Origin of the sequence: Streptosporangium sp. NPDC051023 (genome assembly GCF_040689595.1) — a bacterium.
In the GTDB taxonomy this organism is placed as follows: Bacteria; Actinomycetota; Actinomycetes; order Streptosporangiales; family Streptosporangiaceae; genus Streptosporangium.
The window spans coordinates 1-26,712 of sequence record NZ_JBFBCE010000044.1 but is presented as its reverse complement, the minus strand read 5'-3'; the positions used below and the strand labels follow the sequence as shown (position 1 = coordinate 26,712).

The window sequence follows — 26,712 nt, the reverse complement described above, 5'->3', positions numbered from 1 at the left end:
GACACAGTGACCGTATGCGCGTGGACATCCTGGGGCCGCTGGCCGTGACCGACGACGGCGGGACCGTCGAGATCGGAGGGGCGCGGCTTCGCGTGCTCCTGGTCCGGCTCGCCCTGAGCGCGGGGCGCACCGTCACGGTCGAGGAGTTGTCGGACGCGCTGTGGCCGGAGGAGAAGCCCACCGACCGCGTGAACGCGGTGCAGTCGCTGGTCTCCCGGCTGCGCCGGACCCTGCCCGACGCGTCGGTGCTCGGCTCCGTCCCCGGAGGCTACCGGCTCGGCGTCCCCCGGGACTCCGTGGACGCGCACCGGTTCGAACGGCTCACCAGGGAGGGACGGCGGGCGCTGGCCTCCGGCGATCCCGCGACCGCCGCGCGACGGCTCCGCGAGGCGCTCGGGCTGTGGCGGGGACCCGCCCTGGCGGACGCCGCCACGACCGCCTTCGCCACCGCTTACGTCACCGGGCTCGAGGAGACGCGGCTGACGGCTGAGGAGGACCGCGCCGAGGCGGAGTTGGCGACCGGCCACCACCCGGAGGGGGTCGCCGGCCTGGTCGCCGAACTGTCGGCGCTCGCGGCCGGTCATCCGCTGCGGGAGCGGCTGCACGGGCTGCTGGTGAGGGCGCTGGCCGCCGCGGGACGCCAGGCGGAGGCACTGGCCGCCTACGAGGACTTCAGGCGCGGGCTCGCCGAGGAGCTGGGCGTCGATCCGGGACCGGAACTGCGGGAGATCCATCTGGCCGTGCTCCGCGCGGACCGGGCGCCGCGCCCTGAGCGCGGGCGGCGGGGGAACCTGCGGGCCCCGCTGACCAGCTTCATCGGACGGGAGAAGGAGATCCGCCGGATCGGCGAGCAGCTCGCGGAGGGCAGGCTGGTCACCCTGGTCGGTCCGGGCGGCGCGGGGAAGACCCGGCTCGCGACCACCGTCGCCGCAGGCCTTCCCGAGGGGGCCTGGCTGGTCGAGCTGGCACAGGTGACCGATCCCGCCGACGTCCCGCAGGCCGTGCTCGGCGCGCTCGGCCAGCCGGGTTTCCTTGAGATGATGCCCGCCGTGCCGCATGACACGACGAGCCGCCTCGTCGAGGCGCTGGCCTCCGACGACGGCGTCCTGGTCCTGGACAACTGCGAGCATCTGATCGACGCCGTCGCCCGCCTGGCCGACGAACTGCTTGGGCGCTGCCCCCGGCTGCGGGTGCTGGCCACGAGCCGGGAGCCCCTGGGGATCCTGGGAGAGGCCCTGTGCCCCGTGCCCCCGCTTGAGCTGCCGGAGCCGGGCTCCGCGCCCGAGCAAAGCCCCGCGGTGCGGCTCTTCCTCGACAGGGCGGCGGCCGTACGGCCCGGCCTCGCCCCCGGTGAGGAGGTGGTCGAGATCTGCAGGCGGCTGGACGGGCTGCCGCTGGCGATCGAGCTGGCGACCGCGAGGCTGCGCTCTCTCACCGTCGAGCAGGTCGCCGCGCGCCTCGACGACCGGTTCCGCCTGCTCACCGGCGGCAGCCGTACGGCGCTGCCCCGCCACAGGACGCTGCGCGCCGTGGTCGAGTGGAGCTGGGACCTCCTCGACGACGCGGAGCGACGCCTCGCGGAGCGGCTCGCGGTGTTCCCCGGCGGGGTCACGCTGGAGGCCGCGGAACGGCTGGGCGGCACCCTGGATGTGGTCTCGGCCCTGGTGGACAAGTCGTTGCTCCAGCCGGTCGAGGGGCAGCGCTACCGCATGCTGGAGACGATCAGGGAGTTCGGGCTCGAACGTCTCGCGGAGAACGGGAGGATCGCCGAGGTCAGGGCGGCCCACGCCGCCTACTTCCTCGAACTGGCCGAGACGGCGGAGCCGCGCCTGAGAACCCCCGAGCAGGTCGTCTGGATGAGCAGGCTGGAGGCGGACGGCGACAACCTGCTCGCCGCGCTCCACTTCGCCGCCGACACCGGTGACGCGGAGACGGCCGTACGGCTGGCCGCGGCGCTGAGCCAGTGGTGGGCGATCAAGAACAGGCACGTGGAGGCCGCGGGATGGCAGCGGCTCGCCCTCGACGTCCCCGGCGAGTCGCCGAAACAGGCGCGGGCCATCGTGACGGGCCTGTACCTGGTCAACATGGCGGTCTCGGGAGACCGCGAGATGCTGGCGAGCATCGCCGACCGGGTGCGCGAGCTCCTCGACGAGATCGGCCCCGCCGTGGACCATCCCCTTCTCGCCCTACTCGAACCCGGCCTCGCGCTCTTCACCGACGACACGAAGCCGGGTCTGGATGCGGCCGAGCGGCTGCTGTCCCATCCCATCCCCTGGACCAGGGCGATGCTCAGGATGCTCCGGGGCTTCCTCAGGGAGAACGGCGGCGACATCTCCGGGATGCGGCACGACATGGCCGTCGCGGCCGAGGGGTTCCGCGAGACCGGGGACCGCTGGGCGCTGGCCCACGCGCTGACCTCCCTGTCGGACGGGCACGTGGCGTTCGGCGAGTCCGACGAGGCCGTCGGGACCCTGCAGGAGGCGATCAGGCTCGTCCAGGAGCTGAACCCCGGTGACCCCGCGGGCCGTCAGCGGATCCTGCTGGCGACCGTGCTGATGCACAGGGGCGACCTTGAGGCGGCCCGCGCCGAGCTGCTGGAGATGGCGGAGCTCGAGGCCAGGGGGTGGGTGGCGCGGGACGTCTCGTTCGCCGGGCTCGGTCTCGGCGACCTGGCCCGCTACAAGGGAGACCTCGACGAGGCGGCCAGGCGCTACACGACGGCCGCGGTCACCATCATGAACGCGCCCGTCGTCTCACCGCAGTTCCGCGCCCTGATCCTCAGCTCCCAGGCCCAGCTCGCCATGGACCTGGGCGACCTGGAGACGGCGAGGACGCGGATCGCGGAGGCGGCGGGTTACGCGGCCGAGGCGAACGACATGCCGGTGCTGGCCAGGGTCGGGGTCGCCACGGCGACGCTGCAGGCATGCCGCGGCGATCACCGCCTGGCCGCGCGAACGCTGGGCGCCGCGGAACAGGTCCGGGGAGCGCCCGACCACACGCATCCCGACGTCGCGCGGCTCACCGGACGGCTCCGCGGCGAGCTGGGCGAGGAGGCGTACGACGAGTTCCACGCGACGGGCCGAGGCCTGGACCGACCCGCCGCGCTGGCCCTCATTCAAGGCCTCCGAACCTCCGAGGGACGGTTCAGATCTCCTTGAGGATCCGCTGGAGGATCGAGGACGCCGCGCCCGGCTGCTCGGCCTCGATGTCCAGGCGGTTCATGACGTGCCAGTAGCGCTCGGTCTCGGCTGGCTTGTCCAGGTAGAGGGCTCCGCCGAGCTGTTCGAGGTAGACCACGTCCGGCAGCTCCCCCTCGGGAAAGCGCAGGATCGTGATCGGCCCGGCGGCCCCGGAGTGACCGCAGGCGTAGAACGGCATGATCTGGAGAGTGACGTGAGGAAACTCCGCGATGCGAATGAGGTGCTCGATCTGGGCGCGCATCGTCGCCGCACCGCCGATAAGACGGCGCAGCGCCCCCTCGTCGATCACAATCCACAGCTTGGGAGGGTTCGAACGGTACAGCAGCTCCTGGCGTCGCATCCGCAGGGCCACGCGACGCTCGACCTCGGGACCGGTGACGTCGCGGCGACCGAGCTGGATGACGGAACGGGCGTAGTTCTCGGTCTGTAGCAGGCCGGGGACGAACTGGACCTCGTAGCTGCGGATGACGCAGGCGGCCTGCTCAAGGCCGAGGAAGGCGTCGAACCAGCCGGGCACCACGTCGCTGTACGCCTGCCACCACCCCGGCACACTCGCCTGCTCCGCCAGCGAGAGCAGCGTCGCGCGCTCGGCGTCGTCGGTGACGCCGTACAGGGTGAGAAGGTCGGCCACGTCGCGCCGCTTGAAGCTGGTACGGCCGAGCTCCAGCCTGCTGATCTTGGAGTGCGACGCCCGGATGGCGTTTCCCGCCTCCTCGCGGCTCACGCCTCTGGCCTCGCGCAGCCGACGCAGCTGCGCGCCAACCAGCATCCGCGACACCGTGGGCCCCGCCTGCCGGTAATCCGGGGTGAGGCTCTCATCCGGTTCGCCTACGGTCGTCCGAACAGTGCGCAAGCTCGCTCCCTATGCAGCAAACCGACACGGCAGACCACTGGCGTACGGCCGCGTCCAAGCTTTCCACGCCGGTCGGGTCTCGCACAGAGGGAAAGACTCCCGCAACGAAGAGTTCATCTCACTGCCAGTGATCTCACCGAAGGCGTCACCGTACCCCAGGCGGCGAAACCGGGCGAGCCGCGGGGGCGCGAGAGCAAGGAGAACGCGCGGGCGGCAGCCCGGGGCGTCCTGGCCTGACAGGCGAAACCCGAGCGTCGCGCACAGTTCCGAGGTCTGGAACCACTGGCCTCGCGGTAAGGGCCGTCACATCACGACCTGCGCCAACCACCGAGGGCGTCGTCGACACCACACCCCGCACGTCGCCTCCACACCGTCCCGAAGCATCTCGGCCACGAGTTTTCGGACGTCCTTTATTGGGATTCAGATCGCTTCATGAAATCGAGGTAAAAGCGTCAAACAGAGATACCGGCCCGACATAACCCTCCGCCCCCCTCTCGGCGGCACCGCGGCAATGACCGGAGAGAAAGAAGGGATCGTAGAAGTAACAGCAATTCGCTATCGTCTGGATCGCCCCGGTTCCGGGGTGCTTGGGGACGTCCATCTGGCCGGCGACCACGACGAGGTTCACATGAAAGAGTTCGAGAATCTGCGAACCTCACCGAATTCCCCCCCGCCCACGGAAGACGCGCCACCCACGCCACGCCTCCCTTCGCTAACCGGCCTGAGATGGTTTGCCGCTTTTGGTGTTTTCGGTTTTCACCTGTTCGCGGGTGACGTGGCAACCGACCCGGGATTGCGGACGCTGCTCAGAACACTCTTCGCGGCGGGTTCGTCGGGGGTGCCGTTCTTCTTCATCCTGTCCGGGATGGTCCTCACCTGGTCGGCCAGGCCCGGAGACAGGACGAGGGCGTTCTGGCGGCGGCGGGTCGCCAGGATCGTTCCCGCCCACATGGTCACCTGGCTCGTCGTGCTCGCCATGCTCGCCGCGGTCGGACGCGCCGCCGCGCCCGGCCCCGCCGTCAGCGGGCTGTTCCTCCTCCAGGCGTGGATACCGGATGAGAGCTACTACTTCGGCGGCAACACCCCCTCGTGGTCGCTCTCCTGCGAGATGGCCTTCTACGCGGCGTTTCCCCTGCTCCTCCCGCTGATCAAGCGTGTTCCGCGGAACCTGCTGCCGCTGACCGCCGCCGGATCGCTGGTGGCGATCTGGGGGGTTCCGCTCATCAGCCTGTCGATGCCGGAAACGATCGGCTACTGGTTCGTGTGGATCTTCCCGGTGACCAGGGCGCTGGAGTTCGCGCTCGGCATGACCGTGGCGCTGTTGGTCAGGGACGGCCGCTGGCGCGGGCCCGGCCTGCTGCCGTCCATCGGCCTTGTCCTGGTGGCGTACGCCACGGTTCCGCTGGTCTGGGAGCGCGTCAGCTGGGTCGCCTGGCTGGCCGGGCCGTTCGCCGTGCTGATCGCCGCGGCCGCCGTCGCCGACGTGCGCGGGACCCGGTCGTTGCTTCGCGCTCCCGCCCTGATCTGGCTCGGGGAGATCTCGTTCGCGTTCTATCTGGTGCACCAGCCGACGATCAGTCTCGTCAACCGGCTGCTGGCGCACTCATCGACGTCCCCCGTGCGCGCGGTCCTCGTGATGCTCACGGCCCTGGTGCTGGCCGTACTGCTCTCGTGGGCGCTCTACCGCTTCGTGGAGCGGCCCGCCGAGCGGCGGCTGTCGGCCAGGAGCCGTCCGAAAACGGCGTAGAGGCGCGAATCAACATTCCTCAGCCCCAACCAAGGCTTGGCCATGCGAAAAGACGACGCGCCGTTTTTCACCGGACCGACCGGGAATTATTCCATCGTCGAATGGCGGCGTTCATGCCCTCCAGCTCATTTATGCATTGAGCGCCGGACATGATTCACCTCGACCAATTCACGAATGGAGCTTCCCCTGGCGATGACCGCGGAAGCACTCCGGCTCGCCGAACAGATTTTCCAGATCGTCCGCTTCAACGGAAGGGCCCTGCACTTCGTCGCGGGCGTCACATTCAGTGGAGAGTGGCGGAGACAGCGGTGAAGACGACGCGGGTGGGCGGAGCCGTCACTCCGCCCACCCGCGTCCCCCCTCGCCCGCCCCTTACCCCGGAACAGCCGGGTAATCCTCACGCGGACGTTCGTCCGGCCCGGCCCGCGCCGGGCGGTCAGCCGCCGGCCGCCGATCGTCTGGTGTTCAGCTGGTCGAACCCGACCGCGACGAGGATGAGCACGCCGATGGCGATCTGAAGGTAGAAGGCGTTGATGGCGAGCAGGTTTCCGCCGTTGTTGAGAACGCCCATGATCAGAGCGCCGGTGGCGGCGCCGAGCGCGCTGCCCTTGGCCCCGAACAAACTGGCGCCGCCGATGACACAGGCGGCGATCGCGTTGAGCTCGAAGCCCGTGCCCGCGGTGGGGATGCCCGCCCCGAGACGGGATGCCAGCAGCACCCCGCCCAGACCGGCGAGCAGGCCGGAGATCGCGTAGACGGACGTCGTCACGAGGCGCACCGGCACACCGGCGAGACGGGCCGACTCGGGATTGGAGCCGACGGCGTAGATGTAGCGGCCGAAGACCGTACGGCTGAGCACGAACCACATCACCGCCGTGACCACGATGGCCACGATGAGCAGGTTGGGAACGCCGAGGATCGTGCCGTTGGCGATGGCCTGGAACGCGGGCGGCAGGCCCTGGATGGTCTGGGCGTCGGTGGTGACCAGGACGATTCCCCTGGCGATGCCGAGCATGCCCAGGGTCGCGATGAACGGCGGCAGCTTGGCCCGGGTCACCAGCAGGCCGTTGACGATCCCGAGGCCCGCGCCGATCGCGACCCCGAGCAGGAAGGCGGGCACGATCGGTACGCCCGCGACCAGGAACTGCGCGGTGGACGCGCCCGCCAGGCCGAGGACGGAGCCGACCGACAGGTCGATGCCCGCGGTCAGGATGACCACGAGCTGACCGACCGCGATGATTCCGAAGATCGCGACCTGCCGGGCGAGATTGGCCAGGTTGTTGCCGGTGAGGAACTCGTCGCTGGCGAGTGTGAGAGCACCGACGGCCACGAGCAGCACGACGAGGCCGCCGCTCTCGCGCCCCGCGATGTCTCCCAGCGTGATGACCCGTCGTCGCGGAGCCGCTTCGGCCGCCTCGACGGCGGCGGCATCGGGTTGGAGGTCCGGCTCGGCCTTCGGCAGGGTCTCCAGGTCCGGCGGTCCCCCGGGAGCGGGTGGCCGGTTGACGATCGTCGTGGCGGTGATCGGCTCACGCCAGATCAGCTTGGGCATCTCAGCTCACCTCTCCTGGTCGTCCGAGGCCGGTGGCCGCGCGGGCGGCTGAGCGGTCGGCGTCACCGGAGTCAAGGGGGTCGGTGGGGACCCGGGGGTCAGCATGGTCGGCGGCGGGGGCCAGGGCGGGGAGGCGGGCGGCGCCGTACCGGGGGACGACGGTGGCGGTGTGGCACCGAGTTGCGATGCCGTACCGGTCGGTGGCGTCGTGCCGGGTGACGATGCCGCGCCCGGCGGTGCCGGGGAGGTTCCCTTTCGAGGAGCGGGGATCTCGTCGCTGAGCACCGGCGTCTCCGCGCCCCTGCCGCCGCTCGCCAGGCGCAGGACGTCCTCCTCTGTGGCCGTTCCCGGCAGCTCGCCCGCGATCTCCCCGTCACGCAGCACCAGGATGCGGTCGGCGAGTCCCAGCAGCTCGGGGAGATAAGAGGAGACCACGACGATGCCCAGCCCCTGCGCGGCCAGGTTTCCGATGACCGAGTAGAGCTCGCCCTTCGCACCGACGTCGATTCCCTTGGTCGGCTCGTCGAACATGAGCACCTTGGGCTTGGTGAGCAGCCAGCGGGCGAGCAGGACCTTCTGCTGGTTGCCGCCGGACAGCGTCGAGACGGGCTGCTCGTAGGAACCGGCCCGCAACCGCAGGCTGTCGAGCAGCCGGTCCGCCTCCTCGACCTGCTCACGGCCAGGCAGCAGGCCCTTGCGCGAGCCGCTGCGCAGGCTGGCGATGGTGACGTTCTCCCTGATCGACAGCTCGGGCAGCAGGCCCAGGACCTTGCGGTCCTCGGTGAGCAGCCCGACCCCGGCGTTCATCATCGTGCGCGGCCCCGACGGTTTGACGGCCTTGCCCTCGACCTCCAGCTCGCCCGCGACGATGGGGGCGGCGCCGAAGATGGACAGCAGCAACCCGCTGCGGCCCGAGCCGAGCAGCCCGCCGATCCCGAGGATCTCCCCCGCTCCGACGTGGAGGTCGATGGTCGGCGATCCCTCGAACCGGCGCAGGCCGCGCACGCGCAGCGCGGGCGCTCCCGCGTTCCTGTCAGACTCCGGGTAGAGCGAGCTGATCTCGCGCCCGACCATCGCGGTGATCAGACGGTCCTCGTCGTAGCGGTCGATCGGCCCCGCCTCCGACAGTGCTCCGTCGCGCAGCACGGTCACCCAGTCGCCGATCGCGAACATCTCCTCAAGCCTGTGGGTGACGTAGAGCATCGCTATGCCGCGCTCTCGCAGCCGCAGGATGTGTTCGAGGAGCCGCTGCGACTCCGCCTCGGTGAGCGCCGTCGTCGGCTCGTCGAACACGATCACCTTGACGGAGTCCGCGGTCAGCACCTTGGCGATCTCCACGAGCTGGCGGGTCGCCGCGGGAAGGCGCTCCACGACGGCGTCCGGGCTGAGGTCGGTCAGGCCGACCTCGTCGAGGGCCTTCCTGGCACGGGCGTGCAGCCTGCTTCTGGCGATGACCCCGGTGCGCGCGGGAAGGCGGCCCATGAACAGGTTCTCCCCGACCGACAGGTGCGGCAGGAGGCTCAGCTCCTGGTAGACGGCCTGCACGCCCGCGGCGCGCACCGAGGCCGGAGTCGGCGCGGAGACCGGCTGTCCGTCGATCTCGTAGGTGCCGCTGTCGCGGCGTAGCGCGCCCGTCAGCACCCGGATCAGCGTCGACTTCCCCGCCCCGTTCTCTCCCGCCAGGCAGTTCACCTGGCCGGGGACAAGGGTGAGCGAGACATCGCTGAGCGCCTGGACGGGACCGAACGCCTTGGAGACGTCGCGGAGCTCGACGACGGGCCTGGTCGCCGCTCCGCCTCCGCCGGGCCCGCCCGTTGTTCCCCTCTCCTGTGGCGCGCTCATCACTCCGCCTTCATGGTCGGCGGGTTGAGGAGCTGCTTCACCTCCGGCTGGTTCATGTTCTGCTTGTCGGCGACCACCGCACCGGGGTCGATGTCACGCGGCGGAATACGGCCGACCGAGGCCATCCCCGCCGCCACGACACCCTGGTAACCGAAGAAGTAGGGGTTCTGCACCACCAGCGCGTCGATGGTCCCGGCGGCGAGTGCCGCGTTCTCCTGCGGGTCGGAGTCGAACGCCACGACCGGGACGGTGTTGGTCGCGTTGTTGTCCTGAATGGCCCTGGCCGCGCCGACTCCCGAGGTGTTGTTGTCCGCGAACACCCCGGCCAGGTCGCGGTTGGCGGTCAGCGCGTCGTTGACCTGCGACGCCGCGGTGTTGATGTCGTTGTTGTTGTAGCGCTGCAGCGAGACCTTGACCTGGGGGCAGTTGGCCGCCAGCCCCAGCTTGAACCCGGAGTCCCGGTCGACCAGCGACTGGATCCCGGCCACCGAGGACTCGATCATGACGCTGCCGCTCGTCTTGTTCTGCGCCTTGAGCAGCTCGCACATCCGCTTGCCCGCCTGGGTCCCGGCCTTGACGTTGTCGGTGCCGATGAACCCCTCAGAGGGAGTGGTGACGCGGCTGTCAACGGTGATGACCTTGACGCCCGCCTTGCGGGCGCGGTCGATCGCCGAGTTCAACGCGCTGGAGGAGTTGGGTGCGATGACCAGGCCGTCGACGCCCCGGGAGATGGAGTTCTCGACCAGCTGCACCTGCTGGTCGATGTTCGTCTCCGAGGTGGGACCGAAGGTACTCACCTTGAGCCCGAAGTCACCGCCCGACTGTTTCGCCCCGGCGATCATCGTCTGCCAGAACGAGGAGTCGCTCGCTTTGATGATCACATCGATCTTCTTGCCGCTCGCCGCGCCGCCCGCGCCCCCGCCCGCCGCGTGGGAGGCCGTACTGGTCGCCCTGCCTCCCACGACTCCGAGTACCAGTGCCACCAGTGCGATGGCCGCGACGAGCGAGAGGGAGAAAACGATACGTGAGCGGGCCATGGCGATCTCCCGGAGATCTTTCAGAGGCTCTCGACAGACCTTTCAGGCGATCACCGCGACAAAGTTGTCGGCGGTCAAGTGCCTCCGGCGGTCAGTCGGCACATGAAGAACTCTGTATTCAAAAAGACTCATGACAGTCGGTTGTCTCCAGCAAAACCTCGGAAAGGTAGTGGCGGAAACTAGCAAAGAGAAAAGAAGTCATTACTCACAGCACCCGCCTCCGTTTTCGCCGTCTCCGCGACCACCCGGCGGGTCCGCGGTGAGGCCGGTCAGCCTGCGAGCAGTTCGGTGGCCGTGACGGCTCGCAGCCTGCGCGTGCGCAGGCCGTCGAGGATCTTCGGCAGTGCCTCGGCCGTGCCGGTGTGGCCGAGGTGCAGGCTGACGATCGAGCCTGGCCGTACGGTGTCCAGGACGTTGGCCACGACCGTGGCGGAGCCCGGGTCGGTGTGGTCCTGGGAGTCGACGTCGTAGGACAGGCAGGCCCGGTAGCCCACGCGGGCCGCGAGCCCGCGAACCAGCGGCGTCGCGTGCCGGGCCGCGGAGGGCCTGAACCAGGAGCCGATCGATCCGGTGAGCTCGCGCAGCCTGGCGGCGCACTGGGCGATCTCCGCGTACGCCGCCTTCTCGTCCATGGCGGAGATGTCCAGGTGGTGCTGGGTGTGGTTGCCAAGGTCATGGCCGCCGGACAGGACGCGGCGGGCGATCCCGGGATACCGGTCAAGCCAGTCGCCGACCGCCAGGACCGTCAGGCGCGCGCCGTGCCGCTCCGCCTGCGCCAGGATCTCTTCCGCCAGCCGTACCGGACCGGCGCCGTGGAACGTCAGCGCGACCAGCGGCCGGTCCCGCGGGCCGTTCCGTACCTCGGGAGGCACGTTCCGCCGCGACGCCGTCGGGGCGGTGCCTCGCGCGCGAGCGGGCCGCGCGGGCCGAGCGGCCTGCGCGGGTGTCCCGGCGCCCGTTCCCCCCGCGCCTTCCTCGCTGCCCCCCGCCGCCGTTCTCCCCGATCCCGCCTGCCCTGCCTCCTCCTGCCGTGGCGAGCAGGCGATCGTGGTCCCCAGGGTGACGGCGGCTCCGAGACGGAGGACGAGGCGCCGCCCGACGGCCGCCGGGGCACCGGTGTCGTCGTCCCTCATCGGAAGATCCCCGTGTGGCCGAGCGAGTAGCGTCCGGGCTGGGGATAGATGGCGAGCCCGTGCGGACCGGCACCGACGGGGATCTTGCGGATGAGACGGCCGCTGCCGGTGTCGAACACGTAGACGACCCCGTTGTAGCGTCCGGACAGCCACAGACGGCGCCCGTCCGCGGACACGCCGCCCATGTCCGGCGAGCCGCCACCGGGGATGCGCCAGGTCGCGACGGGCCTGCGGCTGGCGAAGGAGATGACGGAGACGGATCCCTCACCGCGGTTGGACACGTACAGCAGCCGCGAGTCACGGCTGACGTAGAGCCCGTGAGCGCCCGCGCCGGTCCTGACGAAGCGCCTGACGCGGAACTTCTTCGCGTCGACGAGCCACACCCCGCCCATGGCCATGTCGGCGACGTAGAAGGTGGTGCCGTCCGGAGAGAGCTTGACGTCCTGGGGCATGCTGCTGTGCCCCACGGCACCGTGTGTCATATCGTGTGCCATGCTGTGCGCCACACCATGCGCCACACCATGCGCCGTGCCGACTGTCATGCCGGCTGCCATCCCGTGTGCCGTGCCGGGCGCCATCCCGTGTGTCGTCCCGCGCCGGGAAGGGGCCTCGTGCGAGGGAGCGCCGTGGGAGTCGCCGGAGCCCTGGGAGTCGTGGGAAAGGGGGTCCCGCCTCGCCTTGAGGTTACGCACATCGGTGTGCGGCACGTCTCTGCTGAGCAGGTCGATGACGGTACGGACCTTCCGCGCGGCCACGTCCACGACCACGAGCTGGCCGGAGAACTCACAGCTGGCCAGGAAGACGGTCTCGTCGACGGTGAAGTCGCCGTGGTTGATCCCCCTGCAGGGCATGTCGAGCGAGTGCCGCAACCGCATGGTGTGCGGGTCACGGAAATCGAGGCGGTTGTTCCGCTCAGCCATCACCAGGGCGGTACGGCCGTTCGGGGTGAAGTACAGGTTGTAGGGGTCGTCGACGGGAACGGCCTTGCCGGGTTTGCCGGTCATCGGGTTGATCGGGATGAGCGTGTTGCCGTCGTTGTTGTTGACCCACAGAGTCTTCAGGTCCCACGACGGGACGACGTGCTGCGGCCTGCCGTGAACGGGGAACTCGCGGATCACTCGATAGGTGCGCGGGTCGATCACGCTGACGGTGTCGCTCTCGCTGTTGGGCACGTAGACCCGCGAGGGGAACCTCTCCACGACCGGGCTGAGCATGCTGGGCCGGTCGTGGGCGTAGACATCGACCGGGGCGGTCCCGTGAGCCTTGCGGGCGCCGTGCCGCGAGCCTGCCTGCGCCTCCGCCGGGGAAGGGGAGGAGGTGGCGGGGCCCGCGTTGACGGCCGGGTCGTGCGACGCGGAGGGGATGCCCGCGCAGCCGGACAGAACGCACGCCGCCGAGGTGATCAGGACCACGCTCGCGGCGAGCCGCCGTCGTTCGTCTTCCAGCCACCGCATGGCCCGCCCCCGGTCGCCTCCGGCGCTTGTCGTGGCCGGCTACGAGAACGGTAGGAACAGGCAGGTCAGCAGACGCCCAAACCACGGTTAGCCGACCCCCTTGCCTTTCCGAGACGCCCCGCGAATCCGAGGCGCCCCGCAAAGGCCGTACGGCGGGCGGCGAGGCGGCGGGTCCGAGGCGGGCACCCCCGTCCCCTTCGCGGCGAAGACCGTGAGACGTCAGGGTTCGGGGATGGTCACGGCACGCACCCCGGCCAGCGCGATGTCGGCGGCTCGCCTGCAGGCCTCGACCATCTCCTCCGAGGAGTCTCCACGCTTGAGGCTGACGAAGCCCGCGAGCTTGGCGGCGCCGATCACCGCGCCGACGGCGGCGGATGCCTCGATGAGGTCCAGCTCATCGGGGCAGACCCGGTGCAGGGCGTCGGCCAGCTGCCGCTGGGTGTCGAACAGCAACAGCAGCGCCTGGGCTCTGAGCGAGGGGACGCTCATGACCAGCTGGTTGATCGACGCGAGCTCCCGCGCCACCTCCGCGTCCTCGGCGAAGGTCGTGAAGACCAGGCCGACCGCGCGGGCCAGCAGGTCGGCGGGGCTCTCGTCGCTCCGGCGCTCGGCCACCGCCCGCAACGTGCGGTCGAGGTTCTCCCGAGCGTTGTACAGGAGCACCTCCTCCTTGCTGGCGAAGTAGCTGAAGAACGTCCGTGTCGAGACGTCGGCCGCCATGGCGATCTCGGAGACGGTCGTCTGCTCGTATCCCTTTTCCAGGAAGAGGCGTAGCGCCTCCGCGATCAGAGCATGCCTGGTACGGAGCTTCTTGCGTTCACGCAGCCCGGGAACCTCACCCATGGAGGAAGCTTAGTGCATGTGATTATCTTATGCACTTATTGCAAATTTACATCACATGTATTTTTATGGGGATGACGGAGCACATCAATGCCAAGGAGCATGGGATGTCAGAGTTCCGGACCGAGCCGATCGTCTTCCCTACCGGCCGTCCCGATCAGTTCAACCCGCCCGAGCAGCTGCGTTCGCTGCGGAACGAGCGGCCCGTCACACCCATGACCTACCCGGACGGCCACGTCGGATGGCTGGTGACCGGCTACGCGGCAGCGCGGGCGGTGCTGGCCGACCCGCGCTTCAGCTCCCGGCGCGAGCTGCTGCGGATCCCGGTCGACCACCCGCTGGCGCAGGAGAGCCGGCGTCCGGCCGAGCCCGGCCTGTTCATCCGGATGGACCCGCCGAACCACACCCGCTACCGGAAACTGCTCACCGCCCAGTTCACGGTGCGCCGGATGAAGCAGCTGGAACCCAGGATCGAGGAGATCACCGCGGAACGGCTGGACGCGATGGAGAAGGCCGGGCCGACGCAGGACCTGGTGCGGGAGTTCGCGCTGCCGATCCCCTCGCTGGTGATCTGCGAGCTGCTCGGCGTCCCCTACGCGGATCGCGCCGAGTTCCAGCGGGCCACGGCGGTGCTCATCAACCGCGAGTCCACCCTTGAGGAGATACGGACCACGTTCGCCGGGGTCACCGAGTTCCTCATCGGTCTCATCGCCCGCAAACGGGCCGAGCCGACCGACGACCTGCTCAGCGGGCTCGTCTCGGGCGGCGAGCTGACCGACGAGGAGCTGGGCAACATCGGCTTCATCCTGCTCGCCGCCGGACACGAGACCACCGCGAACATGCTCGGCCTCGGCACCTTCGCCCTGCTGCGACACCCGGAGCAGCTCGCCGCGCTGCGCGCCGACCCCTCACTGATCGACAACACGGTCGAGGAGCTGATGCGCTATCTCAGCATCATCCGCCTCGGCCCGCTGCGTGCCGCCCTCGAGGACGTCGAGCTGGAAGGAGAGCTGATCAGGGCGGGCGACGCCGTGACCATCTCCGTTCCGGCCGTCAACCGTGATCCCGCGCGCTTCGACGACCCCGAGCGCCTCGACGTCACCCGGCCCGCCGGGGGCCACCTCAGCTTCGGCCACGGAGTGCACCAGTGCCTCGGGCAGCAGCTCGCACGGGTGGAGATGCGAATCGCCTTCCCCATGCTGTTCGATCGTTTTCCCGAGTTGCGCCTTGCCGTGCCGGCGGAGGAGGTGCCGATGCGTGACACGATGTCCATCTACGGCGTGCACTCACTCCCGGTCAGATGGTAGGAGGCGCGTCGATATCGTCCACAGCCGAAGCTTTGCGCCATACAGACTGGAGGATCAGATGAAAGTCCAGACCGACAGGCATCGGTGCATCGGCGCGGGTATGTGCGCGCTCACGGTGCCGGAGGTGTTCGACCAGGACGAGGAGGACGGAACCGTCGTCCTCCTCGACGCGGAGCCTCCACCCGCGCGGCAGGCCGCCGTACAGCGAGCCGAACGGCTCTGCCCGTCGGGGGCCATCTCGGTGCTTCTCGGCGACGACTGACCTGACCCGCCCACCCCTCGGCCGCGCCCCTTCACGGGCTCACGGCCGGGGGTGCCATGGTCGGCCTCAGACTGCCCCGAGGCCGACCGGGAAAGGTCCTACAGGTGGTAGGCGTACTCGCGGAACTCCCAGTCGGTGACGGTCCGGGAGAAGCGCTGGACCTCGTCGCGCTTGTAGGCCAGATACGCCGCGGCGAACTCCTTGCCCAGGACCTCGATCAGTTCGGCGTCGGCCTCGAAGGCATCCAGCGCGGCCGGCAGTGTCATCGGCAGGACCGGCGCCTTGGCCGCGTCGTAGCCGTAGCCCTCCAGCGGGGCCGGGGGCCGGATCCGGTCGCGGATGCCGAGGTAGACCGCGGCCAGCAGGCCCGCGATGCCCAGGTAGGGGTTGGCCGAGGCGTCGCCGAGGCGGACCTCAAGGCGGCTGCCCGGACCGCGCTCCGGCGGGATGCGCAGCATGGCGCTGCGGTTGTCCAGTCCCCAGTCGTTGAGCCAGGGGGCCAGGGTGTCGGGACCGAAGCGCTTGTAGGAGTTGATCGTGGGGTTGAGCAGCGCGGCCAGGGCCGGGGCGTGGGCCAGGACGCCGCCGATGGCGTGCATCGCGGTGGCCGACAGCCCGTAGGCGGCCCCCTCCTCATCGGCACCGGGGGTGGCGGCGAAGATGTTGCGGCCGGTGGCGTCGACGCAGGACAGGTGGACGTGGAAGCCCGAGCCGCCCTCGTCGTCGAAGGGCTTGGCCATGAAGGTGGCCATCAGGCCGTCGTGCCGGGCGAGTTCCTTGATGGCGTTCTTGAAGCGGAAGGCGCGGTCAGCGGCGTTGAGGGCGTCGGAGTGGTGCAGGTTGATCTCGAACTGGCCGCCGGAGAACTCGTGGTTGCCCATGGTGACGCCGATGTCGAGCTTGCGCAGGGTGCGCAGGGTGCGCAGGACGTGTGAGCCACGGTCGCCCTTGCGTCCGGTGACGTAGACGTTGCCCAGGGCGTCGTCGTAGCGTTTCCAGCCGGTGGGGGCGGCGGGGTCGGGTTCGAGGAGGTAGTACTCGAGTTCGGGGCCGGCGATCGCGGTCAGGCCGAGGTCGGCCAGGCGGGTGGCGGCGGCGCGCAGGACCCCGCGGGGGGATTCGAGGAAGGGGTGGCCGGTCTCGGGGTCGTAGGCGTCGCCGAGGACGTGGGCGACGCCGGGTTCCCAGGGGAGCTCGGTCAGGGTGGACAGGTCAGGGCGGATGGAGACGTCGGGCAGGCCGCGGTCCAGGCCACCGGGCACGGGCACGGTGTCGCCCTGGGGGGAGGTGTAGTAGACCGCCTGGCAGAACGCGACGCCGCCGTGGAGGATGTCGGGCAGGCGTTCGAGCAGGACGTCCTTGCCACGCTCGGTGCCGATCAGGTCGGGATAGCCGACCCGGACGATGTCGATGCCCTGTTCGCTCAGGCGCTCGACGGTCCGTTCCACGGACTCCGCGCTCACTGGGCCTCCTTGGTTCGTCCTGACACTTCGTTTGGGTGCAAAACATACGCCTCGAACGCTCGGGGAACAAGGTTCCCCAGCAGAAGGCCATCGCCTCCATCGTGACATCTCGCACTTCAAGGCATATCGTATGGCCCCAAACAGTCTGAATGACCCGAGACGTTCCTAGACAAGGAGGCATCGTGGCCACGGTGCGCGGCTTCTTCACTCCCAAAACGGCGACCGGTCGCTCCTCACTGGTCCCCGCCCCGCCGTGGTACTACTCCGGTGACCTGCTCACCGTCGAGTATCGCACCGACCCGGCCCGGGTCGCCGAGCTGCTGCCCGAGCCGCTGACCCTGGCCGAGGAGGACCCCGGCGCGGTCGCGATCATCTGGGCGGACTGGCAGTCCTGCTCCGGCAGCAAGGAGGAGCTCCTGGACCCGGTGCGCTCGCAGTACAAGGAGTGCTTCGTGGTGGTGCGCTGCGCCTACCAGGGCAAGACCTTCTCCCGCTGCGTCTACATCTGGGTCGACAAGGACTTCGCGATCGTCCGCGGCATCCACCAGGGCTACCCCAAGAAGCTCGGCTCGATCCACCAGACCCGCCCCTACCCGTACGGCCAGGCCGCGCCCCGGATCGGCGAGGGCGGCACGTTCGGCGCGACCCTGGCCGCCGCCGACCGGCGCCTGGCCCAGACCGTGGTCCAGCTGCGCGAGCCCAGCCAGACCAACGGCTTCGTCAACGGCCACCCGATGGCCCACAACCGGTGGCTGCCCTCCATCGAGCTGGGCGGCGGCCTGGCCCTGGACGAGCTGGTCTCCAGCGCCGGGCAGTCCTTCGAGGGCGGCCAGGCCTGGAAGGGCGACGCCGAGCTTGAGCTGTTCGACGCCCCGACCGAGGAACTCGCCGCCCTGCGCGTCGATGAGATCATCGGCGGCTACTACCAGCAGGTCGGGGTCGTCTGGAACGGCGGCACCCTGCTGCAGTCCGGCGGCTCCGGCGCCTCCTGACCTCCGGGGAAGACCCGGCAGCGGGCAGGCGTCAGGTGTGCAGGGCCCGTACGGCGGTCGCGACCGCCGTACGGGCCCTTCCGTGTCCGGCACCGGCCCCGCCCACGTGCGACGGCCCGGCCATCGGCGGGGAACGGCCCGTTGACGAGCACGGCGATCTTCCGCTGGGATGGGAGAAGGAGAGCGCTCCCCTCGCCGCCCGGCGCCCCCGAGCAGGCCAGGGGGAGCGAGACGCCACCGCGAATCGTGCACTCCGTGTGGGGAGAATCACACCCATACGCACGAAGATGGCGTAAGGACCTGCTCGCCCAGGCCGGCTCTCCCGCGAGAGTCTTCTACCGCTCGACATCGAAGGAGTCCGTGTGCCCGCGCACTATTCATTGACGGAGACCGAGGAAGCGGTCAACCGCCGCCTCGGGACCATCCCGATCCGACGCGAGGCACTGGCTGCCGTCTCCAACCTGCACCGCGCGGCCACCGCCGTACGCCAGCATCTGGAGAACTCCGCCCTCCGCGTCGCCGATCTGACCTGGAGCGCGTTCGTCGTGCTGTGGGTGGTGTGGATCTGGGAGGAGATCGAGACCCGGCACGCGGCCGCCGAGGCGGGCATCTCCAAGGGCACCCTGACCGGCATCATCAAAACCCTGGAATCACGTGGCCTGGCCCGGCGCAGCCAGCACCCCGACGACGGCCGCCTCGCCCTGCTGCGCCTGACCCCCGAGGGCCAGGCGCTGATGGAACGGCTGTTTCCCGCCTTCAACGACGAGGAGGCGTTCGTGGTCGGCGCCCTGGAGGCCGACGAGGCCCTCCATCTGGCCCAGACCCTCCGCCGGATCGTCACCCACCTGGAAGAACACGGCGAGGAACGCCGCAAGACCCTGCGCAAGCAGACCCCGGTTCCCCCACGCCGCGGTGGCCGCCGCCGCGCCGAATAGCCCCCTTCGCCTATCGGCCCGCGCCGGCCAACGGTGATCATCAGCCCCCGCGCGCCGGTGGCGCCTGGTCCGGCGTGTCCTCCGGGTAAGGAGCGCCACGCAGGATCAGATAGGCGTCGAGCTCGGCCGCGCCGGCCAACATTGAGCGGCCGCGGGCGGACAGCCTGCTGCGCCAGTCGCGCAACGTGGCTTCCAGAGGCGCCAGTCCTCCGGCCGCCCGTATCTGCTCGAGCAGCGGGGAGATCTGCTCCAACAGGTATCCACCGCGTCTGAGCTGGTGAGCCAGTTGGGCGTCCCGTACGTCAGCCGGGGTGTAGACGCGATAACCGGTTCGGGGATCCCGTCGCGGACGGATCAGCCCGGCCCGCTCCCATTTGCGGAGGGTCGCCGGTCGGATCCCGAGTTTTCCGGCCAGCGGCCCGACGAACGTGACGCCGGGCTCGGGAGGGCCTGGCGATCCTGACGCCACCAGGTCGCGGAGTGCCTTCTCAACGGCCGAGAGGGTCCGGCGGTCGTCGAGGAGCTGGGCATGGCTCTCGTCGATCAGCTTCAGGGCGTCCTCGACCAGGTTCTGGTTCACCGCCTGCATGATCGACGTCGCCGTCTGGTGGCCGTGAGCCGGGATCAGGGCGATGAACGCGCGCAGAGCCCGCGCGTGGAGACGGGTATAGGTCCGGTAGCCGTGAGGGGTGCGGTCCGCAGGCGGGAGGATGCCGGCTTCCTCGTAGTTTCGTATCGCCTGTGTCGACAGGCCGTGCTCACGCGCCAAGTCGATCGGCCGAAGCCGGTCACCGGACATGGGACTTCCTCCAATTATTGAAGGTTATGACCCGGCGGTCGCCCTGAAAACGCGTCAAAGTTTACAGGGAAGGTTCAACGATACGGTTGAAGGAATTGCCGACGCCGTCGAAACGGGCAGAAGCCGTCGTGGTCACCGAGCCGTCGGTCCACGATGCCGCCTGATCCTTCGCCGGCGGGAGTGCCGTGGGAGCGTCCCCGCCGACGTCAAGGAGTTGTGCCTCGTCGGCGATCATCACCGAGAGGCGTCGACCAGGGCGTCGAAGAGGCGCTGGTTGACCGGGTCGGTCGCGGCGGTGTCCTCCGGATGCCACTGCACCCCGACGAACCAGCCCGGCGCCCCGGTCAGCTCGGCGGCCTCGACGGTCCCGTCCGCGGCATGCGCCGCCGCGACCAGCCCGTCGCCCAGCTCCGACACGCACTGGTGGTGGTAGCACGACGCCGTGATCTTGTCGGTCTGGGCGATCCCGGCCAGCAACGAGCCAGGCCGTACCTCCACCGGATGCACCACGTGCCGGTGATCGACCTCCATGTGCTGGCGCAACCGGCCGCCGCGCAGCACGTTGACCACCTGCAGCCCCCGGCAGATCGCCAGCGTCGGCACTCCGGCCGTCAGCGCGTACCGGGCCGCGGCCAGGTCGAAGGCGTCCTGCTCCGCGTCGACGTCGTAGACCGCCTCGTGCGCCACCGCCTCACCGTAGGCCTCCGGCGACAGGTCCCCGCCGCCGGGCAGCAGCAGCCCACCGGCCACCGCCAGCCGCTCGGCGGCCTGCCCGGCGTCGACCGGATGCATCAGCAGCGGTTCCCCTCCCGCCCGGTACACCGCGTCGGCCAGCGCCCGGGCGGTGACCACGGCCGCGTAACGCAACGCGGATGTGCTGGCGGCGAAACGCGACGGGATCGCGATCAGCGGGCGTCGAGACATCCCGGACTCCTTCGGACTCCCACGGAGGTTCATTTGAAGCCAAACGGTACCCTAGAGGTTCCCCTGGGTCTTGACCGGTCATCACGGTGCACCCTAGGTTGTTTGGAGTCAAACGATTAGGAGAAGCGGATGACCACAGTCGCCGGCGTCCCCGTCAACGGCGATCACTGGATCGGCGGCCAACGGGTCACCTCACCCACCACGTTCGACGATGTCTCCCCCATCGACGGCCAGATCATCGCCCGCATCGCCCGCGGCGGCGCCACCGAAGTCGACGCCGCCGTCAGCGCCGCGGCCGCCGCCTTCCCCGCCTGGGCCGCCACCAGCCGCGAAGAGCGCGCCCGGCTGCTGCACGCCATCGCCGACGGCGTCGAGGCCCGCCTGAACGACCTGGCGATCGTGGAGACCACCGACAACGGCGCGCTGCTGCGCTCCCACCTGCGCGGCGTGATGCCCCGGGTGGCCCACAACTTCCGCTTCTTCGCCGACTGGCTCCTCAAGCTGGGCCACGACGACTTCGAGACCCGCGGCCACACCAACCACGTCAGCTGGGACCCCGCAGGCGTCTGCGCGCTGATCACCCCGTGGAACGCCCCGCTGATGCTGGCCACCTGGAAGATCGCCCCGGCCCTGGCCGCGGGCAACACCGTGGTCCTCAAGCCCGCCGAGTGGACCCCGCTGACCGCCTCTCTGCTGGCCGACATCACCGCCGAGGCCGGCCTGCCCGCCGGGGTGTTCAACGTCGTGCAGGGCTACGGTGCCGAGGCCGGCGCCGCCCTGGTCGCCGACCCCCGCGTGCGCCGCATCAGCTTCACCGGCTCGGTCCCCACCGCCCGCCACATCGCCGGCGCCGCCGCGGCCAACCTCACCCCGCTGTCGCTGGAGCTGGGCGGCAAGTCCCCGCTGATCGTCTTCGCCGACGCCGACCTGGACCTGGCCGTCACCCTGGCCGTCGAGCAGTACGACAACGCGGGCCAGGTCTGCCTGGCCGGCACCCGCCTGCTGGTCGAGGACTCCGTCGCCGAGGAGTTCACCGCCCGCTTCGTCAAGCGCGCCGCCGCCCTGAAGCAGGGCGACCCCCGCGACCTGGAAACCGATCTGGGCCCCAACATCCACCCCGTCCACCTGGACCGCATCGACGGCTTCGTGCAGCGCGCCCTGGCCGACGGCGCCAGCGCGCTGATCGGCGGCGGCCCCAACACCGACCTGGGTGGCCTGTACTACCGCCCCACCCTCATCACCGACGCGGCCCCCGACAGCGAGATCGTCAACGAGGAGGTCTTCGGGCCGGTCCTGACCCTGCAGACCTTCACCGGCGAGGACGAGGCCGTGACGCTGGCCAACTCCACCCGCTTCGGCCTGGCCGCCACCCTCGTCACCGGTGACGCCGAGCGTGCCGAGCGGGTCAGCGGCCAGCTGGTGGCCGGAACCGTCTGGGTCAACTGCTTCTTCGTCCGCGACCTGCAGGCCCCCTTCGGCGGCTCCCGCGAGTCCGGCGTCGGCCGCGAAGGCGGCACCTGGAGCTTCGATTTCTACTGCGACCTGAAGAACACGGTGAGCGCACCATGGGCCAAGTAACCGGAGCGGGCCTGCTGGCCCACGTCCCCACCATCGTGCTGCCCGAGCACACCCGCCGCGAGCTCAACAACGGCCAGGAGATCACCCTGGTCACCGGCCTGCAGCAGCTACGCAAAGACGTCTTCGACACCGTCGACTACGACACCGTGGTCGTGCTGGACTCCCACTGGGCCACCACGGTGGAGTTCGTCGTGGCCGCCCAGCAGCACCGGGCCGGGCTGTTCACCTCCGAGGAACTGCCCCGCGGCATGTGCCGCATGCCGTACGACTTCCCCGGCGACCAGGAGCTGTCCCGCGCCATCGCCGCCAAGGCGGGCGAGCACGCCACCTGGATCACCGCGATCGAGGACCCGTACCTGCCGATCTACTACGCCACCATCAACCTGTGGACCCACCTGGGCGTGCCCGGCAAACGCTGGGTCAGCATCGGGGTGTGCCAGACCGGCGACGCCGAGGACCACCTGCGGCTGGGCCGCGCCCTGGGCGACGCGATCGCCGAATCCGACCGCAAGGTGCTGCTGATCGCCTCCGGCGCGCTGTCGCACACCTTCTGGCCGCTGCGCCACCTGCGCGCTCATGAGGCCTCCGGCCCCGAGCACATCATCAACGACGCCGCCCGCGCCGCCGACTACGAGCGGATCGACTGGTTCAAGGCCGGTGACCACGCCCGGGTGCTGGACACCATGGACCAGTTCGCCAAGGTCAAGCCCGAGGCCCGCTTCGGCCACTACCTGATGATGATCGGCGCGCTGGGCGAGGGCGACTGCACCGTGCCCGGCCGCCAGTACGGCGAGTACGAGAACTCGGTCGGTACCGGCCAGGTCCATCTGTGGTTCGACCGGCCGGAGGGCGGGTTCCCCGCCCCGCACCGCACCGATTCCTCCAACGACCCCTATCCCTATCCCTACCCGTCCTGAACTGCGCGTTCGGATATCTTCTGATGACGGCTGCGCTTGTCTCGGCTGGTCGTCTCCACTCGACCCCGGACACCGGCGTCCCCGCCGGAGTCCGGGGTCCGGTGCTGCTCGGCCGCCTCGCGGCCGTTGGGTTTCTGTCTGATCTGTTGTTGCTCGCTATTTCGTTCGCGATTTCACATGGAAGGGGCCGTTGATGCCCGAGTACCGCAGGATCCTGCTCGACGGCGCCGCCACCCAGGTGCGCCGTGAGGGTGACGAGCTCGTCAGCGCCGACGGCCGCGTCGTCGGCGTCGACGACGCCGTGCACCTGCCCCCGTCCGTCCCCTCCAAGGTCATCGCGGTGCACCTCAACCACCGCAGCCGGGTCGAGGAGTTCATGACCTCGCTGCCGGACGCGCCGACCTACTTCCACAAGCCCACCTCCGCCCTCAACGGCCACAAGGGCGCGATCGTCCGCCCCGAGCGGTGCAAGTACCTCAACTACGAGGGCGAGGTCGCCATCGTCATCGGCCGTACCGCGCGCAACATCTCCCCCGCGGAGGCGGGTGACTACATCGCCGGCTACACCATCGGCAACGACTACGGCCTGCACGACTTCCGCGACACCGACGCCGGGTCCATGCTGCGCGTCAAGGGGTCGGACACCCTGTGCCCGCTGGGCCCCGGTCTGGTCACCGACTGGGACTTCCACGGCAAGCGGCTGCGCACCCTGGTCAACGGCCAGGTCGCCCAGGACGGCTCCACCGACGAGATGGAGTGGGACATGCACTATCTCGTCGCCGACATCGCCCGCACCATCACCCTCTACCCCGGCGACGTCCTGCTGTCGGGCACCCCGGCCAACTCCCGCCCGGTCCAGCCCGGCGACGTGGTCGAGGTCGAGGTCGAGGGCCTGGGCACCCTGACCAACCACATCGTCACCGGCCCCGCCCCGATCCGCGACGACTGCGGCGCCCAGCCGACGGAGTCCGAAGAGGTCATCTCCACCACCTTCGGCGGCGACTGGGAGTTCCGCGGCATCCGCGCCCCCCAGCGCTAGATCGGACGGCCCGCGAGGCTCTCCGAGAACCACCGCGCAGGCGTGCGCGGCGCTCTTCCGCTTCCGCCGATTCTCAGGATCGGCGGGAGCGGTTTTTCAGTTCACCGTCCCGTTTCGTCTCCCGTTCCGCAGCGGCCCCGTGGACGAGACCGCCCGCGAATCAGTGACCGCGGCGATCAGGCTTCCGATCTTCTGGTGATCAGGGCCGCGACGCCGTCGAGGATGCGTTCGAGGCCGAAGGCGAAGGCCTGTTCCGGGTCGGCGAGCGCCTGGTGCGCCTCCCCCGCCGCCTGACCGACGCGAGAGGCGACGGGGAACCTGCTCCCGTCCATGACCTTGTCGAGCAGCGGCGCGTTGACCGTCCACCATTCGGCGTCGGTCATCCCACTGTCCCGCTGAATCTGCGCCATGTTCGTCTGGAGCCTGGCGACGCCCTCGACGTGGGTCAGGATCAGGGCGAGGACGGAGTCCATCTCCAGGTCGGACAGCCCGACACCGTCGAGGGGACGCAGTTCGGCCTCGTACTTGAGCGAGGCGTTCGGCCCCAGGACGGAGCGACCTCCGACGACGTGCAGCATCCAGGGGTGCCGCCGGTAGATCTCCCAGTTGCGCGCGGCGACGAACTCCAGCGCCTCCCGCCAGCCTCCCGGCCGCGAGGACGGCGCGTCCACGTCGTCGTAGAGCCGCCCGAACGCGGTGTCGACCATCAGGTCGACCAGCTCCCCCTTGCCCGGCACGTGGGTGTAGAGGGACATGGTGCCGACCCCCAGCCGCTCGGCCACCTGACGCATGGAGACGGCCTCGAGCCCCTCCGCGTCGGCCAGCTCGATGGCGGCGGTGACGATCGACCGGATGGTCAGCCCGGACCTGCCGGGCTTGCCGTGCGCCCCCCACAGCAGGGCCAGGCTACGCGCGGGATCGGCGTCGGCACCCTTTCTTCCGCTCACGGAACAATCTCCAAACCCTCGGCGTTGACCCCATCATAGTCATTCAGTACGGTGTACGGTACGCCGTACGGAACCTGTGGAACGGGACGGCCCTGAGTGACGGGGGCCGCCCGTACAGGGAGGACGTGCGTGAAAGGGGTGGAAATGAGAGAAGCCGAGATCACGATCAGCGCGGAGGACGTGCGCAAGAGCTACCCGAAGACTCCCGAGGGGACGGGGCTGAACGGGTTCGACCTCCAGGTCCGGGCGGGATCGGTGCGCGGGCTGCTCGGCCCGAACGGAGCGGGAAAGACCACGGCGGTGCGAATCCTGTCCACACTGCTCGAACCCGACGCGGGGCGGGCGAGCGTGGCGGGGTTCGACGTCAGGACGCAGGCACGGCAGGTCCGCCGCCACATCGGCCTTGTGGGGCAGTACGCCGCGGTCGACGAGGTGCTGACCGGGCGGCAGAACCTCGTGATGTTCGGGAGGCTGAACCATCTGCCCGCCCCGGTGGCCAGGAACAGGGCGGACGAGTTACTGGAGCGCTTCTCGCTGTCTGAGAGCGGCACGAGACCGGTCGGGACCTACTCGGGCGGCATGCGCCGCAGGCTCGACCTCGCCGCGAGCCTGATCGTGGCCCCGCCGGTGCTGCTGGTCGACGAGCCGACGACGGGGCTGGACCCCGCGGCCCGCCTTGAGGTGTGGGCGGCGATCCGCGACCTGGCGGAGTCCGGCACGACCGTGCTGCTGACCACCCAGTATTTGGAGGAGGCCGACCGGCTGGCCGACCGCGTCTCGATGCTCAGGGCGGGCCGGGTCGTCGCCGAGGGCACCCCCGACGAGCTCAAGGCCGCGATCGGCGGCGACTGGATCGACGTCGTGCTCTCCGGCCCCGCGGACCTGGACACCGCGAGAACCGTGGCGGCCAGGATCGCCTCGGGCGAGCCGCACACCGACGAGGCCGCCCGTAAGGTCAGCGTCCCCGTCGCCGAGCGCACCCGCGCCCTGGTCGAGCTGGTGACCGCGCTGAACGAGGCGGGCGTCGAACCGGAGGACATCACGCTGCGCCGCCCGACGCTCGACGAGGTCTTCCTCCGGCTCACCGGAGACACCGGAGACACCGTCGGCCCGGCCGTGCCGGCCGCCGACGGCCGGGGGCGGGCCGTACGGGAACCCGGCCCCCCGGAGCAGGCCGTGGAAGACGCCCTCGGCCCGGGGCACGTACGCATGGAGGCGACCCCTTGACGACCACCACCCCTCTTCCCGCGGGCTCGCCCCTGTCCGCGCTCGGCTGGGCGCTCGCGGACACCTGGACGATCACCAGACGCGACCTGCAGCACTGGGCGCTGCGGCCCGGCACGGTCATCGTCGGATGGGTCTTCCCCGTCATGATCGTGCTGATGTTCGGCGGGCTGTTCGGGGGCGCGATCAGCGTGCCCGGCGGCGGATACTTCGACTTCCTGATGCCGGGGATGTTCGCCATGGCGATGTTCTTCGGGCTTGAGGGCACCATGATGGCGGTGACGACCGACGCCGCCAGAGGGGTCACCGACCGGTTCCGCTCGATGCCGATGAGTCCCCTGGCCGTCGTGGCGGGCCGCTGCGTCGCCGACATGCTCAACTCGGTCGTCGGCCTGGCCGTCATGGTCGTCACCGGGCTCGCGCTCGGCTGGCGCGCGCACGCCGGGCTCGCCTCCGCCCTCGCCGCCGTCGGCCTGCTGCTCCTGCTGCGCTTCGCCCTGCTCTGGGTGGGGGTCTTCGCGGGCCTCGCCGTCAAGGGACCGGAGTCGGTCACGGCCGTCCAGATCCTGGTCTGGCCCGCCGGGTTCCTGTCCAGCGTCTTCGTCGACCCCGGCACGATGCCCGCGTGGCTCGGCGCCATCGCCGAGTGGAACCCGCTGTCGGTCAC

General features: G+C 70.1%; 23 protein-coding genes. 11 read left to right on the top strand and 12 right to left on the bottom strand.

Annotation, left to right across the window (positions count from 1 at the left end):
• The first annotated feature begins 14 nt into the window (after positions 1-14).
• Positions 15-3,158, top strand: a complete 3,144-nt coding sequence (locus tag AB0395_RS26945; protein WP_366285313.1) for a BTAD domain-containing putative transcriptional regulator — start codon at positions 15-17, stop codon at positions 3,156-3,158.
• On the opposite strand, the gene AB0395_RS26940 is transcribed toward AB0395_RS26945, so the two are convergent.
• Positions 3,145-3,969, bottom strand: coding sequence for a helix-turn-helix transcriptional regulator (locus tag AB0395_RS26940; protein ID WP_366285397.1), 825 nt, complete (start codon positions 3,967-3,969; stop codon positions 3,145-3,147). The genes AB0395_RS26945 and AB0395_RS26940 overlap by 14 nt on opposite strands.
• A gap of 595 nt (positions 3,970-4,564) precedes the next feature.
• On the opposite strand from AB0395_RS26940, the gene AB0395_RS26935 reads away from it, so the two are divergent.
• A complete protein-coding gene (locus AB0395_RS26935; protein ID WP_366285310.1) occupies positions 4,565-5,800 on the top strand; it encodes an acyltransferase in 1,236 nt (411 codons plus the stop codon).
• A gap of 436 nt (positions 5,801-6,236) precedes the next feature.
• Here AB0395_RS26935 and AB0395_RS26930 read toward each other — a convergent pair whose 3' ends face one another.
• From AB0395_RS26930 to AB0395_RS26905, 6 genes are all read right to left on the bottom strand, one after another.
• On the bottom strand, positions 6,237-7,352 hold the full coding sequence (locus AB0395_RS26930; RefSeq protein ID WP_366285307.1) for an ABC transporter permease: 1,116 nt from the start codon (positions 7,350-7,352) through the stop codon (positions 6,237-6,239).
• A 6-nt stretch (positions 7,353-7,358) separates the two neighbouring features.
• Positions 7,359-9,194, bottom strand: a complete 1,836-nt coding sequence (locus AB0395_RS26925; protein WP_366285304.1) for a sugar ABC transporter ATP-binding protein — start codon at positions 9,192-9,194, stop codon at positions 7,359-7,361.
• On the bottom strand, positions 9,194-10,231 hold the full coding sequence (locus AB0395_RS26920) for an ABC transporter substrate-binding protein (protein WP_366285301.1): 1,038 nt from the start codon (positions 10,229-10,231) through the stop codon (positions 9,194-9,196). Before AB0395_RS26920 ends, AB0395_RS26925 begins: the two co-directional genes overlap by 1 nt.
• Before the next feature lie 269 nt (positions 10,232-10,500).
• Complete coding sequence (locus tag AB0395_RS26915; RefSeq protein ID WP_366285298.1) at positions 10,501-11,364, bottom strand: polysaccharide deacetylase family protein; 864 nt, start codon at positions 11,362-11,364, stop codon at positions 10,501-10,503.
• Positions 11,361-12,818 (bottom strand): hypothetical protein, encoded by a 1,458-nt coding sequence (locus AB0395_RS26910; protein ID WP_366285295.1) that lies wholly within the window; start codon positions 12,816-12,818, stop codon positions 11,361-11,363. Before AB0395_RS26910 ends, AB0395_RS26915 begins: the two co-directional genes overlap by 4 nt.
• Positions 12,819-13,037: 219 nt before the next feature.
• Complete coding sequence (locus AB0395_RS26905) at positions 13,038-13,661, bottom strand: helix-turn-helix domain-containing protein (protein WP_366285293.1); 624 nt, start codon at positions 13,659-13,661, stop codon at positions 13,038-13,040.
• Positions 13,662-13,765: 104 nt separating this feature from the next.
• Between AB0395_RS26905 and AB0395_RS26900 the strand changes: the two genes are divergently transcribed.
• Both AB0395_RS26900 and AB0395_RS26895 read left to right on the top strand, forming a co-directional pair.
• A complete protein-coding gene (locus AB0395_RS26900; RefSeq protein WP_366285290.1) occupies positions 13,766-14,965 on the top strand; it encodes a cytochrome P450 in 1,200 nt (399 codons plus the stop codon).
• Between the two features lie 58 nt (positions 14,966-15,023).
• Positions 15,024-15,227, top strand: coding sequence for a ferredoxin (locus tag AB0395_RS26895; protein ID WP_366285288.1), 204 nt, complete (start codon positions 15,024-15,026; stop codon positions 15,225-15,227).
• Positions 15,228-15,325: 98 nt separating this feature from the next.
• On the opposite strand, the gene AB0395_RS26890 is transcribed toward AB0395_RS26895, so the two are convergent.
• Entirely contained in the window at positions 15,326-16,690 is a 1,365-nt protein-coding gene (locus tag AB0395_RS26890) for a glutamine synthetase family protein (protein ID WP_366285286.1), read from the bottom strand.
• Between the two features lie 182 nt (positions 16,691-16,872).
• Between AB0395_RS26890 and AB0395_RS26885 the strand changes: the two genes are divergently transcribed.
• Both AB0395_RS26885 and AB0395_RS26880 read left to right on the top strand, forming a co-directional pair.
• A complete protein-coding gene (locus tag AB0395_RS26885) occupies positions 16,873-17,682 on the top strand; it encodes an acetoacetate decarboxylase family protein (RefSeq protein WP_366285283.1) in 810 nt (269 codons plus the stop codon).
• A gap of 362 nt (positions 17,683-18,044) precedes the next feature.
• Positions 18,045-18,617: a MarR family transcriptional regulator gene (locus AB0395_RS26880; RefSeq protein WP_366285281.1), complete on the top strand. Its 573-nt coding sequence runs from the start codon at positions 18,045-18,047 to the stop codon at positions 18,615-18,617.
• A 40-nt stretch (positions 18,618-18,657) separates the two neighbouring features.
• Here AB0395_RS26880 and AB0395_RS26875 read toward each other — a convergent pair whose 3' ends face one another.
• From AB0395_RS26875 to AB0395_RS26865, 3 genes are all read right to left on the bottom strand, one after another.
• A complete protein-coding gene (locus tag AB0395_RS26875) occupies positions 18,658-19,416 on the bottom strand; it encodes a TioE family transcriptional regulator (protein ID WP_366285278.1) in 759 nt (252 codons plus the stop codon).
• 61 nt (positions 19,417-19,477) lie between these two features.
• Entirely contained in the window at positions 19,478-19,651 is a 174-nt protein-coding gene (locus tag AB0395_RS26870) for a hypothetical protein (RefSeq protein ID WP_366285276.1), read from the bottom strand.
• On the bottom strand, positions 19,651-20,340 hold the full coding sequence (locus tag AB0395_RS26865; RefSeq protein ID WP_366285274.1) for a gamma-glutamyl-gamma-aminobutyrate hydrolase family protein: 690 nt from the start codon (positions 20,338-20,340) through the stop codon (positions 19,651-19,653). The genes AB0395_RS26870 and AB0395_RS26865 overlap by 1 nt, the downstream gene beginning before the upstream one ends.
• A gap of 129 nt (positions 20,341-20,469) precedes the next feature.
• Between AB0395_RS26865 and AB0395_RS26860 the strand changes: the two genes are divergently transcribed.
• From AB0395_RS26860 to AB0395_RS26850, 3 genes are all read left to right on the top strand, one after another.
• Positions 20,470-21,918 (top strand): aldehyde dehydrogenase, encoded by a 1,449-nt coding sequence (locus tag AB0395_RS26860; RefSeq protein ID WP_366285271.1) that lies wholly within the window; start codon positions 20,470-20,472, stop codon positions 21,916-21,918.
• Positions 21,906-22,835 (top strand): catechol 1,2-dioxygenase, encoded by a 930-nt coding sequence (locus AB0395_RS26855; protein ID WP_366285269.1) that lies wholly within the window; start codon positions 21,906-21,908, stop codon positions 22,833-22,835. Before AB0395_RS26860 ends, AB0395_RS26855 begins: the two co-directional genes overlap by 13 nt.
• A 193-nt stretch (positions 22,836-23,028) precedes the next feature.
• Complete coding sequence (locus AB0395_RS26850; RefSeq protein ID WP_366285266.1) at positions 23,029-23,874, top strand: fumarylacetoacetate hydrolase family protein; 846 nt, start codon at positions 23,029-23,031, stop codon at positions 23,872-23,874.
• Positions 23,875-24,050: 176 nt separating this feature from the next.
• On the opposite strand, the gene AB0395_RS26845 is transcribed toward AB0395_RS26850, so the two are convergent.
• Positions 24,051-24,821 carry a TetR/AcrR family transcriptional regulator gene (locus tag AB0395_RS26845; protein WP_366285263.1) on the bottom strand — a complete coding sequence of 257 codons (771 nt, stop codon included), beginning with the start codon at positions 24,819-24,821 and terminating at the stop codon, positions 24,051-24,053.
• Positions 24,822-24,965: 144 nt separating this feature from the next.
• Here AB0395_RS26845 and AB0395_RS26840 point away from each other — a divergent pair, with 144 nt between their 5' ends.
• On the top strand, positions 24,966-26,048 hold the full coding sequence (locus AB0395_RS26840; RefSeq protein ID WP_366285261.1) for an ATP-binding cassette domain-containing protein: 1,083 nt from the start codon (positions 24,966-24,968) through the stop codon (positions 26,046-26,048).
• Positions 26,045-26,712: ABC transporter permease (locus AB0395_RS26835; protein WP_366285258.1), on the top strand; the 668-nt coding region annotated here is incomplete at its 3' end. The genes AB0395_RS26840 and AB0395_RS26835, both read left to right, overlap by 4 nt.

What these genes read in the sequence shown, in the direction of transcription:
- AB0395_RS26875 (WP_366285278.1), bottom strand. Translation starts at nt 19,416, where the DNA reads ATGTCCGGTGACCGGCTTCGGCCGATCGACTTGGCGCGTGAGCACGGC.
- AB0395_RS26855 (WP_366285269.1), top strand. Translation starts at nt 21,906, where the DNA reads ATGGGCCAAGTAACCGGAGCGGGCCTGCTGGCCCACGTCCCCACCATC.
- AB0395_RS26935 (WP_366285310.1), top strand. Translation starts at nt 4,565, where the DNA reads ATGACCGGAGAGAAAGAAGGGATCGTAGAAGTAACAGCAATTCGCTAT.
- AB0395_RS26900 (WP_366285290.1), top strand. Translation starts at nt 13,766, where the DNA reads ATGTCAGAGTTCCGGACCGAGCCGATCGTCTTCCCTACCGGCCGTCCC.
- AB0395_RS26910 (WP_366285295.1), bottom strand. Translation starts at nt 12,818, where the DNA reads ATGCGGTGGCTGGAAGACGAACGACGGCGGCTCGCCGCGAGCGTGGTC.
- AB0395_RS26840 (WP_366285261.1), top strand. Translation starts at nt 24,966, where the DNA reads ATGAGAGAAGCCGAGATCACGATCAGCGCGGAGGACGTGCGCAAGAGC.
- AB0395_RS26865 (WP_366285274.1), bottom strand. Translation starts at nt 20,340, where the DNA reads ATGTCTCGACGCCCGCTGATCGCGATCCCGTCGCGTTTCGCCGCCAGC.
- AB0395_RS26920 (WP_366285301.1), bottom strand. Translation starts at nt 10,231, where the DNA reads ATGGCCCGCTCACGTATCGTTTTCTCCCTCTCGCTCGTCGCGGCCATC.
- AB0395_RS26870 (WP_366285276.1), bottom strand. Translation starts at nt 19,651, where the DNA reads ATGATCGCCGACGAGGCACAACTCCTTGACGTCGGCGGGGACGCTCCC.
- AB0395_RS26945 (WP_366285313.1), top strand. Translation starts at nt 15, where the DNA reads ATGCGCGTGGACATCCTGGGGCCGCTGGCCGTGACCGACGACGGCGGG.
- AB0395_RS26850 (WP_366285266.1), top strand. Translation starts at nt 23,029, where the DNA reads ATGCCCGAGTACCGCAGGATCCTGCTCGACGGCGCCGCCACCCAGGTG.
- AB0395_RS26930 (WP_366285307.1), bottom strand. Translation starts at nt 7,352, where the DNA reads ATGCCCAAGCTGATCTGGCGTGAGCCGATCACCGCCACGACGATCGTC.
- AB0395_RS26895 (WP_366285288.1), top strand. Translation starts at nt 15,024, where the DNA reads ATGAAAGTCCAGACCGACAGGCATCGGTGCATCGGCGCGGGTATGTGC.
- AB0395_RS26925 (WP_366285304.1), bottom strand. Translation starts at nt 9,194, where the DNA reads ATGAGCGCGCCACAGGAGAGGGGAACAACGGGCGGGCCCGGCGGAGGC.
- AB0395_RS26940 (WP_366285397.1), bottom strand. Translation starts at nt 3,969, where the DNA reads ATGCTGGTTGGCGCGCAGCTGCGTCGGCTGCGCGAGGCCAGAGGCGTG.
- AB0395_RS26915 (WP_366285298.1), bottom strand. Translation starts at nt 11,364, where the DNA reads ATGAGGGACGACGACACCGGTGCCCCGGCGGCCGTCGGGCGGCGCCTC.
- AB0395_RS26860 (WP_366285271.1), top strand. Translation starts at nt 20,470, where the DNA reads ATGACCACAGTCGCCGGCGTCCCCGTCAACGGCGATCACTGGATCGGC.
- AB0395_RS26905 (WP_366285293.1), bottom strand. Translation starts at nt 13,661, where the DNA reads ATGGGTGAGGTTCCCGGGCTGCGTGAACGCAAGAAGCTCCGTACCAGG.